Annotated in this window: 10 protein-coding genes; all 10 read left to right on the top strand. The window is 51.2% G+C overall.

The features are described from left to right. Positions 1 to 329 precede the first annotated feature (329 nt). The 10 genes from rpiA to EL633_RS15725 all read left to right on the top strand — a co-directional run bounded on the left by rpiA (position 330) and on the right by EL633_RS15725 (position 12,633). Positions 330 to 1,028 carry a ribose-5-phosphate isomerase RpiA gene (gene rpiA / locus EL633_RS15770; RefSeq protein ID WP_126628096.1) on the top strand — a complete coding sequence of 233 codons (699 nt, stop codon included), beginning with the start codon at positions 330 to 332 and terminating at the stop codon, positions 1,026 to 1,028. A 31-nt stretch (positions 1,029 to 1,059) separates the two neighbouring features. Beyond that, positions 1,060 to 1,953, top strand: a complete 894-nt coding sequence (gene panC, locus EL633_RS15765; RefSeq protein ID WP_126628095.1) for a pantoate--beta-alanine ligase — start codon at positions 1,060 to 1,062, stop codon at positions 1,951 to 1,953. A 24-nt stretch (positions 1,954 to 1,977) separates the two neighbouring features. Continuing rightward, positions 1,978 to 2,853 (top strand): 3-methyl-2-oxobutanoate hydroxymethyltransferase, encoded by an 876-nt coding sequence (panB, locus tag EL633_RS15760; RefSeq protein ID WP_126628094.1) that lies wholly within the window; start codon positions 1,978 to 1,980, stop codon positions 2,851 to 2,853. 50 nt (positions 2,854 to 2,903) lie between these two features. Beyond that, positions 2,904 to 3,884 (top strand): ketol-acid reductoisomerase, encoded by a 981-nt coding sequence (ilvC, locus tag EL633_RS15755; RefSeq protein ID WP_126628093.1) that lies wholly within the window; start codon positions 2,904 to 2,906, stop codon positions 3,882 to 3,884. Positions 3,885 to 4,260: 376 nt separating this feature from the next. Further along, positions 4,261 to 6,975 carry a DUF8815 domain-containing protein gene (locus tag EL633_RS15750; protein ID WP_126628092.1) on the top strand — a complete coding sequence of 905 codons (2,715 nt, stop codon included), beginning with the start codon at positions 4,261 to 4,263 and terminating at the stop codon, positions 6,973 to 6,975. 12 nt (positions 6,976 to 6,987) lie between these two features. Then, positions 6,988 to 7,980 carry an ABC transporter ATP-binding protein gene (locus EL633_RS15745; protein WP_218027501.1) on the top strand — a complete coding sequence of 331 codons (993 nt, stop codon included), beginning with the start codon at positions 6,988 to 6,990 and terminating at the stop codon, positions 7,978 to 7,980. Further along, positions 7,977 to 8,882, top strand: a complete 906-nt coding sequence (locus tag EL633_RS15740) for an ABC transporter permease (protein WP_126628091.1) — start codon at positions 7,977 to 7,979, stop codon at positions 8,880 to 8,882. The genes EL633_RS15745 and EL633_RS15740 overlap by 4 nt, the downstream gene beginning before the upstream one ends. A 68-nt stretch (positions 8,883 to 8,950) precedes the next feature. Next, positions 8,951 to 10,609 (top strand): DUF8809 domain-containing protein, encoded by a 1,659-nt coding sequence (locus EL633_RS15735; RefSeq protein WP_126628090.1) that lies wholly within the window; start codon positions 8,951 to 8,953, stop codon positions 10,607 to 10,609. 3 nt (positions 10,610 to 10,612) lie between these two features. Next, a complete protein-coding gene (locus EL633_RS15730) occupies positions 10,613 to 11,719 on the top strand; it encodes an AAA family ATPase (protein ID WP_126628089.1) in 1,107 nt (368 codons plus the stop codon). Between the two features lie 17 nt (positions 11,720 to 11,736). Continuing rightward, the gene (locus EL633_RS15725; protein ID WP_126628088.1) at positions 11,737 to 12,633 is read left to right on the top strand and encodes a DUF58 domain-containing protein; all 897 of its coding nucleotides are present in this window, start codon (positions 11,737 to 11,739) and stop codon (positions 12,631 to 12,633) included. Positions 12,634 to 12,635 lie beyond the last annotated feature (2 nt).

Genomic DNA, 12,635 nt, shown 5'->3' with positions numbered 1-12,635 from the left:
TACTACCACCTGAAACAGATTCGGCTATTCCAACCACATCAGCGCCAACAAGAACAACAGCCTGCATCGAACAGCCAAAGGAGGAGCAGGACTTTTCTGCAAAATTTCTTTAATTACTCGAAGAGTGTATCACGACACTGTAGGGATGGCAAGATGAATAGGATCAGGTACCAGGCAACGTAGCGAGCATATTTGTAGCACCTTTATGGAAAGTGCTATACTCGACACAACAAGCGGTACCCTGCCGCGAAAAAGAGCCGGCGTACATCTCGCTGCACTGCTTCTTCTCGCAGCCATGGGCACCTCGCAGAAAAGGAGTACGCATTATCATGTCATCAGCAACGAATCCACAAGATACATGGAAACAGTTAGCAGGCGCGGCCGCCGCCGAGCTGGTTGAAGAAGGTATGGTTGTAGGACTGGGAACCGGATCAACCGCCAGCCATTTTGTGCAGGCCCTGGCGCAACGCATACAGCAAGGCTTACATATTACCGGAGCCGTCGCCAGCTCTCAAGCGACCTATACCCTGGCCGCTGATCTGGGCATCCCCCTCACTGATCTGGATACCCATCCTGAACTGGATATTTATATTGACGGCGCCGATGAGATTGATCCACAACTATGCCTGATTAAGGGGGCCGGTGGCGCCCTGCTACGCGAAAAGATTCTGGCTTCGTCCGCCCGCCGCTTTGTCGTTGTGGCGGATCCCACCAAGCGCGTCGAGCAACTGGGACATCACTATCCCTTGCCAGTAGAGGTCATCCCCCTGGCCCTCACGCCTATTAGCCGCAAAATCGCCAACCTGGGAGCTCAGGTAAAACTGCGCCATGCGGGTGCGGCTCCTTTTATCACTGACAACCATAATTTTATCCTCGATTGCACCTTCCCCCAGGGTATTAGCGATCCAGGAGCATTAAATGCACGCCTGCACGCAATTGTTGGTCTGGTTGAGACCGGACTCTTCATCGATATGGCTCAGCAGGTCATCGTGGGTGGTCCCGACGGTGTGCAAGTTTTCCAGCAATAATCAATTTCAAGTAAAGAGGAGTTCTGCAACTATGCGCATAGTCCGCACCGTTCAGGCAATGAGGCATGAACATCAGCAGTGGACGGGTAGCGTTGGCCTGGTACCAACCATGGGATATTTACATGAGGGTCACCTCTCGCTGGTCCGCAAAGCACGCAGCGAGAACGAACATGTGGTCGTCAGTATCTTTGTTAATCCAACCCAATTCGGACCGCAAGAGGATCTTGCGACCTATCCAAGTAATATTGAGCACGATCTGGCATTACTCAGGGAGCTCGATGTAGAGAGCGTCTTTCTTCCCAGCGCTGCAGAGATGTATCCCACAGGATTCTCTACCTTTGTACATCCCGAGGGTCCACTGGCGGAACAAGGGGAAGGAGCCATTCGTCCGGGCCATTTCCGGGGCGTTGCGACTGTCGTACAAAAATTGTTGCATGTTGTGCAACCCACGCATGTGTACTTTGGTCAGAAAGATGCCCAGCAGGTCGCGGTCGTCAATCGCATGATCCTGGATCTGGATATTCCTGTCACCCTGCATGTGCTCCCTACCGTTCGAGAGCCAGATGGACTGGCCATGAGTAGTCGCAATAGCTATTTAAGTACGGCGGACCGTGCCCGCGCAAACGTGGTCTACCGGGCGCTACAAGCCGCCAGGAATGCCTTTGAACAGCAAGGTGAGGCAGATATCACTCCCCTGACCAGAGCCACGATAACGGTGTTACAGCAAGAACAGGCGGTCCAGCTAGAATATTTTGAGCTGCGAGACGCCAATACGTTCCAGCCACTTGAGACTCTCCACAAGCCGGCACTCTTACTCCTGGCTGTCCGCCTGGGAAATATTCGTTTAATTGATAATTTTGTCCTGCACGCGGATGGAACATGGGATACCGGCACAATCCTACACCAGCCATCCACGGCGAAATAACCTGGAAGAGAGAAAGAATACACAATGCGTGATAAAGTAACGGTTCCTGCCATCAAAGCCCGGAAACACCAGAGCAAAATTACGATGGTTACCGCGTATGATGCCCCCATGGCCCGGATTGTTGATCAGGCCGGGATCGATATGATTCTGGTTGGTGATTCCCTGGCCACCACCGTCCTGGGACATGCCAATACCCTGGCGGCAACGGTAGAGACAATGATCTACCATAGCGCCGCCGTAGCCCAGGCACAGCCGAGCGCGCTTATCGTAACCGATATGCCCTGGCTCAGCTATCATATTTCGACCGAAGAGACTATCCGCAATGCCGGCCGCCTGATACGTGAGGGCAAGGCTGAGGCCGTCAAACTGGAAGGCGGGCGCAAGCGTATCCCGATGATTGAAGCATTACTGGCAGCGGAGATTCCTGTTGTGGGCCACCTTGGTCTCACCCCACAATCTGTCCATGCCATGGGAGGCTATAAGGTACAGGGCAAAGAGCTTGAGGCCGCACATGAGCTATTAGCGGATGCCCGTGCGCTGGCACAGGCAGGCGTCTTTGCCCTGGTACTCGAAGGGATTCCAGATATTCTGGCCAAAAGGATCAGTGAAGAGATTGCGATTCCAACTATCGGTATCGGAGCTGGCCCATACTGCGATGGACAGGTGCTGGTCTTTCATGATGTCCTTGGGCTTAGCAGCGGTCACCTGCCCAAATTTGTGCGCCAGTATGCCCAACTGGCAGAGATAGCCACACAGGCACTACAACAATACAAGACCGATGTTCAAGGCGGAACATTTCCGTCCGACCAAGAAACATATCACACACACGCCGACGTGGCACGGGTATTACAAGAGGAACAGCCTCAGGGGCTGGATAAGCCCGAGTCTGAGCAGCATTAGATCACTATGTGCCAATCTTCAAACACGAGAAACGAAGGATAAACACATCCATGGCAACCCTTTTATATGACGCAGACGCGAATATTGAGCTCATACAACAGAAACGTATCGCCATCATCGGCTATGGTAGTCAGGGCCATGCCCATGCTCTTAACTTACGTGATAGCGGCTGCACGGTCCTGATCGGCCTCCCTGAGATCAGCCGCAGCCGCGCCCGGGCCGAAAAGGATGGCTTCTCACCGCTACTTCCCCACGAAGCGGCGGCCCAGGCAGATTGTATTATGCTACTCGTCCCCGATCAATATCAAGGCCAGGTCTATAGCGAGAGCATCAAAGAGACATTAGCGCCGGGTAAGTTGCTCCTGGTCGCCCATGGCTTCGGCCTGCATTATGGACAGATCGTGCCCCCTGACAATATAGATGTGGCTATGGTGGCCCCTAATGGTCCAGGTGTACAGCTACGACAGATGTATGTTGCGAGCTCAGGCATTCCAGCACTCTGGACCATATATCAGGATGTCAGCGGCCACGCCAGAGAATTGACGATCTCCTATGCACGTGCCCTTGGCTGCACTCGAGCAGGTATTATCCAGACTACACTGGCCGAGGAGACCGAGACAGACCTTTTTGCGGAACAGGTCGTCCTCTGCGGTGGTCTCACCTCGCTGATTCGTAACGCCTTTGAAACACTGGTCGAGGCTGGCTACCAACCAGAAGTGGCTTATACCTGCTGCTTACAGGAAGTCAAATTGATCGCCGATCTCCTCTATAAAGGTGGCATCCACTTCATGCATAACTCGATCAGCGATACCGCCGAGTTTGGCGACTATCTGACCGGGCCGCGCATCATTGGCCAGCAGAGCCGGGAACAGATGCGCAACGTTCTCCATGAGATTCAAGATGGCACCTTTGCCCGTAACTGGATCCTGGAGAATCAGGCTGGTCGCCCCACTTTGCAGGCGCTGCGCCGAAAAGATGCAGCTCATCAGATTGAAGCGGTAGGAAAGCACATGCGTCAAATGCTACCGTAGCATTTGTAGGCATAATCTGTTATCCTATATCAAGCATTCACAGCACTAGCGTTTCTTGAAAAGTGCAACCTCAACATAGATAGCGAAAAGAGCAGGAAGATTTCATCATCGGTTTATAGTATTTCTTCTGCTCTTTTGCTCTTCTCTTACACAAAAGAGAAAAACGACCTATAAATTTTTGAAGTGCAACAAAAGGCCAGCATAAAACGTCTAATGTACTGATAGTACTCAAAATCCGACACCGACATATCTGGAAAAACTGGTGAACAACACACTCTATATCAGTAGAACAGTATGTTTTAATTGAGCAAAACACATTTCTAAGGACCTGATTGATGTAATCATACATTTACTAGAGAGGCTCAGAGATATGCTCATGTTACAGATACAGCCTCGGCGCGTGTTACGGCCGGCAACGCTTCTTATGGCTAGTATCATCATTTTTGTCATTGCACTACTCCTCGCCCCCACGGCTTCTGCCCACTCACTACAACCAATGGCAGGCGGTCCCACCATTGATAAGGTCAGTATTGGCTTTGATGGTATGTATCAAGATGGCAACTGGACACCGATTCAGATCGATCTAAGCAACACGGGTAACGATTTTACCGGAAAAGTCTCGATCAATGTACCATCATCATCACCTTCGGGTCAGAATGGGATGCAGACCGCCAATATGTATCAAGAAGCCATTAATCTGCCGCCAGGCGCAAAAAAGCACATTACAATATCTGCCCCGATCAATTTAAAGATTCAGGGCTTCAATGCCCACATCACCATGGATCTCCTTGATGGTACAGGACACAGTATCACCCATCGCATTATCGACACCAATACTAACACCTATAACCAGACCCTGGTCGGGGTCCTGACCGATACCCCCAATAACTTTGGACAATTGAATTTAGCCCTCTCAAACTTGTTTAGCCCAGCGGGACAGGTAAAGAACCTGAGCGCGGCAACACTACCAAAGCAAGCACAGGTCCTGAAGAATTTTAATGCCATCGTCATCGATGATTTCACCAGTAGCAATCTCTCTCAAGAACAAACCAATGCCCTACAGAGTTGGGTTAATCAAGGAGGAAACCTGATACTGGCGGGTGGCCCCGAATGGAAACGCACCTTAAATACGTTACCTGCCAGTCTGATGCCAGCCACAATCAAAGGCACTGGCACACTGGCCGCGGGCAAACAGCTTCTTCCTGTAAGGACCCTGACCAAAGGCGATCAATCTACCGCCGACACAGTCAAATCTACTATCCCCATCAGCACGGCGCAAGCAGCGCCCAATAGCACCACCATTCTAGCTGATGGAAAGACACCGCTGATTGTCCAGCAGGTCCAGGGACAGGGTACCGTCTATTATCTAGCCTATGATCCAACGATTGAGCCACTGGCTAGCTGGCAACAGACCAATCAATTATGGTCAACGCTCCTCTTGCGCTCACTGGGTGATCAGGCACTGATGAGTACAAGCAGAAACAATAACGCCAATATGTCCATGCAAGGCAACAATGACTATTTCGGTACGATGATCCAGGTACTCCAAACACTTTTTCCTAATGCATTTCCTTCCATCTGGCTTATTCTCGCACTCCTGCTCAGCTATGTCGCCATTCTGGGTCCACTGCGACTGCTGCTGGTGCGTATCCTGAAGCGTCGTACCTGGAGTTGGCGCATCGTCCTATCAACCATCGTGGTCTTCACATTTCTCAGTTATGGTCTGGCCCTCCAGCAAAAAGGGTCGGCGATTATCAATAGTAGCATCACCTTGCTACAGCTTAACGCCCCGGACCAAACGGGTACCAGTGGTCACGCCACCACCTTTTTAGGGGTATTTGTACCCAGTCAAGGCGATTTCCAGGTGCATGTTCCCGGCGCAAGTCTGGTGCAGCCGATTGATCAGAATAATATGCCCTATTCCTCCTATAATGGTAGCCCTTCTGCCAGTACCCAACGTGCAATTTTCACGACGGGCACCAACAGCACTGATATTAACTTACAAGGTGTCGATATCTGGACCACCAGGACCTTAATGACCCAAAGCGATACCCATACCACTGGCGGGCTTAAGGGTCAGTTGCAAATCCAGCAGGATAAGGTGAGCGGGACCGTCACCAACACGCTACCATATGCGCTCAGCGATGCATTTGTGCTGGTTGGGGATAGTTATGTAGCGATCGGCGAACTGCCATCTAATAGCAGCAAGCAGATCACGCTTGATCTCAAAAGTAGGGATCCCACTGCCACAAATAGCCTGACCATCGCAGATCAGATCGCCAACAGTCGTGGCCTGCAGAGCAATCCAAACGGTAACGTTTACACATCCGGTGCTATCCAATCCAGTGATGTCCTGCAACACCATGTCATGGTGCTTGAGGCTCTCGGTGGGGGGTACTGCGATAGCAACAATTGCTATCATCAAAACGTGCAGAGTATCAATAATAACGGAAACATTACCAAAACTTTTATCCAGAACAATGGAAATGGTACCAGCAATCGAGATCCACTGCTCCTTTCAGGGGCAGGCGCGACGCTTATCGGTTGGGCAAAAGATTTAACCAATAATAATGGAGCTATCACTGTCAATGGGCAAACCACCAATGGCTCACAAGAGACAGTAGTACAGGCGCCACTAGATGTGAATTTTTCGGGACCGATCACATTCCCTGCAAGTTTTATTAACAGTCAGGTAGTAAGTGTGCAACAGAACGCCCCCGGCAATGTACAAGAACCGGCCCCAGGAACCTATATGATCACCACAGGGAGTATGACCCTGGAATATACCTTGCCAGTCAGCGGAACACTAAAAGATAGTGCGATAAACCTGACCTCATCGGCAGTTGCCAATAGGAACACAATTATAAACATTGGTCCAAGCATAGATATTAATCATATCCAGTCGTATCTCTATAACTGGCAAAAACAATCCTGGGACGCGATTACGTTCAGCCAGTTCTCGTGTTCAGTGAACAACGCCCAGGCCTACATTGGCCCCAATGGCCGCATCTTGCTCCATTTGAGCAACCATGATACCAATGTTGTTTTTGATAAACCTGCCTTAGTGGTACAAGGAACGATCACACAGTAGAGAGGGACAGCTATGCAACCAATGGTTCTACCATCTCCGGCCACGGTAACCACAGAGCCGTTGATAAAAATACAGCATGTCTCGAAGCGCTATCGCAATACCAATGCGTTACGAGATATCAGCCTTGAGATTCCGCGCGGCACCATCTTTGGCCTGATTGGCCCTAATGGCGCCGGCAAAACCACACTCCTCAGAATTCTGGCGGCCCTCCTCACTCCTAGCGATGGTCAGGTCTGGTTTGAGCAACAAGAGGTGACACGCGCACCAGCGATCATTCAGCGGAAAGTCGGGTATATGCCAGACTTCTTTGGGGTCTATCCCGATCTGACTTCAGCTGAATATCTGGAGTTCTATGCCGGTATCCATGGCATCCCACGTCAGAAACGCGCCGGCATTGTCAACGACCTCTTAGAACTGGTCGAACTCTCATCCAAACGGGATGCGATGGTTGAGACCCTTTCGCGTGGTATGAAACAGCGCCTCTGCCTGGCTCGCGCGCTGGTCCATGATCCAGAGATTCTTATCCTGGATGAACCAGCTTCAGGACTGGATCCACGCGCCCGTGTGGAGCTACGTGAACTGGTAAGAACGTTACAGGGAATGGGAAAAACCGTCTTAATCAGCTCACACATCCTGCTTGAACTGGCTGAAATGTGCACAGATATTGCGATTCTACAAAATGGCGAACTGATCATCGCAGGTGATGTCGAAAAGGTCATCCGCCAGTTAGGGGGCGGTCGACAAATAGAGATCCGTCTGCTGGACAACGCTCGGGTGGAAGACGCCGTTCAGCATTTGAAGAACGTTACTGATATTCAGAATCTCACAACGCCTGAAGACAGGCTGATTCAAGCGGACTTTAGCGGCGATGATCAGGCACTCCATCATATTCTGGCTGCCCTGATCAACGCTGGTCTGCCGATTGTCTCCTTTGCACCACGTTCTGGTGGCGGTCGATTGGAAGAAGTCTTCTTAAATATTACGGAAAGGAACAGTCAGTCATGACCTTTATCTCACTTCTGATCAAAGAGATGCGCCTGCGCATGCGCCGTGAACGCACCATCTGGCTGATTGTTATCTACATTTTGCTGTTGGGGTTATTGGGCTGGCTGGACATTAGTGTAAATAGTAGTAATGCCAATAATAGTAACAGTTGGGGCAATATTGGAATTAGCTTATATATCCTGCTTATGATTGTGCAGCTCTTTCTGATCCTGTTTATCACACCAGCCTTTACCTCGACCGCGATCAATGGTGAGAAGGAACGTCAGACCTTTGATCTGCTCCTCTGCTCAAACCTCTCGGCCGCATCCCTGGTTATAGGAAAACTCCTGGCAGGACTGATCAACGCCCTGCTCCTGATTGCGGCCTCAATCCCCATCTTCAGTCTGGTCTTTTTCTTTGGAGGAGTTTCTCCTCTTCAAGCACTTCAGGCGTTGTTCATTTTTGTCATTACAGCGATCCTGGCGGCTAGTCTGGGCATCTTTTGCTCAACGCTGATCGCGCGTCCTGCGATTTCCACGGCCCTCTCTTACGTCATGATCCTTCTCTGGCTGGGACTGCCACTTTTGTTGCTCGTATTAATGCCGCTCAGACCAACCACTAGTCCAACAGGAGTCACAACTCAACCCGCGATACCCGCTTATCTAACCTGGCATCCGGTGCTGGCTTTGTTGAGTACTATTAACGCCCTCGGATCTTTGAATGGCGGCATCAATATCCCGGGTCTGTTTCAACTGGCTCTCTGGCAAAGTTATTGTATCTTTAGTGTCATTGCAACACTCATTTTTATCGCGTTAAGTGTATGGTTAGTAAAACCACATGCCTGGGATAGATTGAAAGAACGTACACAGAAAAAGCACACATTGCCCAAAAAACAAGAAACAAAGGCAACAGCTACAGCGTAATTCAAAGAAGACGGTGGAAATGAATAAGGACATCAATCCAGCAGATAATACGAGAGAAAGGGTGTAGCATGACAACCTTCATACCGTCGTCACATACACCGACAACGACCACGGGGGAACCGCGTACGTCGAGCACATTACAAAGCGTACTCGTTCCCTGGCGTAGACGCATCTGGACCCAGAAGGTTTTTTTCTGGGGCATCACAGGCCTGATTGTAGGACTGGGCCTGGCGTGCCTTGTGCTGGTTGTGGCACGGCTTATTCCCTGGGCGCAGGCTCCCTACTGGGCATTGGGACTGGGAATCGCCTTTCCGCTCATTGGGATCGCGTTAGCGCTCTGGCTGCGGCCAACGTTAACTGCCACAGCACAACGCATCGATCAGCGCCTTGAGTTACATGATCGTATTGGGACTGCCTGGGAATTACGCGACAAGACATCGGTACTGGCCGGATTACAACGACGAGATGCGCTCAAGAAGTTGCAGGCTCATACGCCGGCCAGGAGCATCTCTCTACGCCTGCAGCGTGCAACCACCATTACGCTCGTCGTATTACTGTTACTGCTCATTCCACTCATCTTCGCGCCCAATCCCATGACAGCCATACTCAAGCAACAGGCAGCCCTACAAACACAGCTCGCCAAACAAGTTACTAATATTGAGAAGCTCAAACAGGTTATTGCGAAAGAACCATCTATCTCCCAGGATCAAAAGCAAAAGATTGATCAGGTATTACATAACCTGCAAGCCAAACTACAGCAGGCGAAGAATCCTACCGAAGCGCAGCAGGCGCTCTCAGAAGCCCAGGCCAAACTGGACCAGTTGCGCAATCCGCAGGCGGCCAATAGAAATCAAGCCCGCTCTTCAGCTGGAGATGCCCTCAAAAGCAGTTCAAACGCAAATGCCAAAGCCACGGGCGATGCCTTAAAAAATAACGATAGTAAAAGCCTGCAGAAAGCCTTACAGGATCTGGCCAAACAGGCGAATACACTCACACCGGATCAACGCAAGCAACTTGCGCAAGATATGGAGAAAGCCGCCAATCAAGCCAGTAAAGATCCTGAGCTCAGTTCATCACTACACCAGCTTGCTAAATCACTGGCCGATGGCAGTAGCGGTGAAATCTCTGATGCCACCAAAGCAGTTGAAGCCGCGAACAGTAAAGCGGCAGCCGATCAGGCCGGCGAGAACGCCATCAATCAAGCTAACCAGGGCTTACAAAACTCAGCCACTGATCTGGCTTCCTCTACAGATAATACACCTACCCAAGCACAACAGGGTCAGGGCCAGCAGGGTCAAGGTCAACAAGGCCAGGGTCAGCAAGGTCAGGGTCAACAGGGCCAGGGTCAACAAGATCAAAGCCAACAGGGTCAAGGCCAACAAGGCCAGGGTCAGCAAGGTCAGGGTCAAGGCCAACAACAGGGTCAGGGCCAGGGAAACGGTGGCTCTAGCGGTACTGGTGGTACTGGTGGCGCTGGTGGTACGAATAGCACAGGCAACCACAAGAATGAACGCGTTTATGTGCAGGGACAAAATGGGCAGGGCTCAAGCACTCAATCCAACGATAACAATACAGGAGTCGTACAACCAGGATCCGATGTGCCTTATTCACAGGTTATCGAACAATATAATCAGAAAGCGCACGACGCCATCGATAACAGCAATGTTTCTCCCAATCAAAAGGATCTGGTTCACGATTACTTTAATACATTAGAAGGGCAACAGTAAACCATGCCAAATGTAGATGCTAATTTTAACCCATATGATGACACGCCTGTTCAGCGCTTGTCTCAACCAGCACACTCTGAGGTAGCCACCAAAACACCAGCCACGTCAACCGAGGAGCCTGATGAAGAAGATATTGCCCAGTTCATCGAAGTAACCCGGAAGTTGGAGGAGGAATTGTGTCGCATCGTGGTTGGTCAGGACCGTGTGATTCGTGAACTACTACTGGCAATGCTGGCAGGTGGCCATGTCCTGCTCGAAGGCGTGCCAGGACTGGGCAAAACCTTGCTGGTCCGTACCCTCTCGGATGCGCTCGAGCTGAAATTTGCGCGTATCCAGTTTACGCCTGATCTGATGCCAGCCGATATTGTGGGTACCAATATTGTCTCTGAACAAAGCGAGGGCACAACCGGTGGCAAACGCGCATTTAGTTTCCAACCAGGTCCGATCTTCGCCAATATCGTACTGGCCGATGAGATCAACCGCGCCACACCCAAAACCCAATCTGCCTTGCTTGAAGGCATGCAAGAGCGTACAGTCAGCGTTGGCGACCGGACACGCCCACTCCCCCAACCTTTCTTTGTACTGGCAACCCAAAATCCATTGGAGATGGAAGGCACCTATACCTTGCCAGAGGCACAGTTGGATCGCTTTATGTTGAAGATCATCGTCAACTTCCCTAAAGCGGCTGACTTGATGCGTATCATTGATACAACCGTGGGAACCGAGAACCTGCGCGCAAAGACCGTGACGACAGGCGAACATCTGGCCCATATGATTAACGTGGCACGGGCAGTACCGATTGCTACCCACGTCAAAGAATATGCGGTACGTCTGTTGCTGGCAACCCATCCCGATCAGGAGGATTCGCCAGAGAAGATCCGCCAGTATGTGCGCTATGGTGGTAGTCCACGTGGGCTACAGGCCTTGATCATGACAGCCAAAGTACGTGCACTTCTTGAGGGCCGCTATAATGTGTCGCTTGAAGATATCAAAGCCGTCGCCTTTCCTGCCTTACGCCATCGCCTGGTCTTAAACTTTGATGGGCTGGCCGATAACATTACTACTGAGCAATTAATCGAGGTCATTATCGCAGAGATAGATGCTGCCTAAACATAGAAAGAAAGCTCATGCCTGATTCCGACAAAGCGCGTTTTCCATTGGATGCCAGCGTTCTGCAGCGCCTGGACAATATCGCTCTGTTGACACGCCATCCGATGGCGACAGGACGACCAGGCCGGAGAAGGTCACCTCTGGCTGGCTCTTCCATGGAGTTCGCGGATTATCGACGCTATTCTCCAGGCGATGATTTCCGGCGCATTGACTGGCGGGCATTCGCACGCCTGGAACGGCTTTTCCTACGCGTGTTTGAGGCTGAGGAAAACATTGCCGTCACCATTTTAATAGATTGCTCGGATTCGATGTACCACGGAACACCTCAAAAGAACGAACTGGCGGTCGCGGTGGCTGCAGCCATGGCTTATATCGCCCTCAAAAATGAAGATAGCGTGATCCTGGGTGCGCTGACGGATCGGCTGGTCTCGTATCGGCGCATCACTGGCGGAAAACATGCCATCTGGAGCGTGGGTGAGTTCCTGCATCAACTGCCGCGCGCGGGTACGACAGATCTTAATCGAGCATTATATGATATCGGGCGCGTCGTTACGGCACCGGGACTTACCGTGGTGATCTCGGATTTTCTAGCGCCCCAGGGTTACCAGACCGGTGTACGCGCGGTACGCCAGCTACGACAAGAAGTGGCACTCCTACAGATATTGTCACCGGACGAACTGGATCCACAGATTCAGGGCGACTGGCAGTTGCGCGATAGTGAGAGTAGTCAGAGTGTCGAGGTGAGTGCCTCTTCCAACATTCTACATGCCTATCGGGAACGCCTGTCACGCTTCACCGAGGAGTTGGCCGCCTTCGCCCATAATCATATGGGCACCTATACCCTGATTGCCAGTGATACCGATATTGTAGACGTCGTTCAACGCCTGTTACGACAAGTAGAACTGGTTCGCTAGCG

It is taken from the genome of Dictyobacter alpinus, from assembly GCF_003967575.1.
GTDB classification, from domain to species: domain Bacteria; phylum Chloroflexota; class Ktedonobacteria; order Ktedonobacterales; family Ktedonobacteraceae; genus Dictyobacter; species Dictyobacter alpinus.
This window is presented reverse-complemented; position numbering and strand designations above follow the sequence as displayed.

Coding starts and splice junctions, on each gene's coding strand:
- rpiA (WP_126628096.1), top strand. CDS start 330: ATGTCATCAGCAACGAATCCACAAGATACATGGAAACAGTTAGCAGGC.
- panC (WP_126628095.1), top strand. CDS start 1,060: ATGCGCATAGTCCGCACCGTTCAGGCAATGAGGCATGAACATCAGCAG.
- panB (WP_126628094.1), top strand. CDS start 1,978: ATGCGTGATAAAGTAACGGTTCCTGCCATCAAAGCCCGGAAACACCAG.
- ilvC (WP_126628093.1), top strand. CDS start 2,904: ATGGCAACCCTTTTATATGACGCAGACGCGAATATTGAGCTCATACAA.
- EL633_RS15750 (WP_126628092.1), top strand. CDS start 4,261: ATGTTACAGATACAGCCTCGGCGCGTGTTACGGCCGGCAACGCTTCTT.
- EL633_RS15745 (WP_218027501.1), top strand. CDS start 6,988: ATGCAACCAATGGTTCTACCATCTCCGGCCACGGTAACCACAGAGCCG.
- EL633_RS15740 (WP_126628091.1), top strand. CDS start 7,977: ATGACCTTTATCTCACTTCTGATCAAAGAGATGCGCCTGCGCATGCGC.
- EL633_RS15735 (WP_126628090.1), top strand. CDS start 8,951: ATGACAACCTTCATACCGTCGTCACATACACCGACAACGACCACGGGG.
- EL633_RS15730 (WP_126628089.1), top strand. CDS start 10,613: ATGCCAAATGTAGATGCTAATTTTAACCCATATGATGACACGCCTGTT.
- EL633_RS15725 (WP_126628088.1), top strand. CDS start 11,737: ATGCCTGATTCCGACAAAGCGCGTTTTCCATTGGATGCCAGCGTTCTG.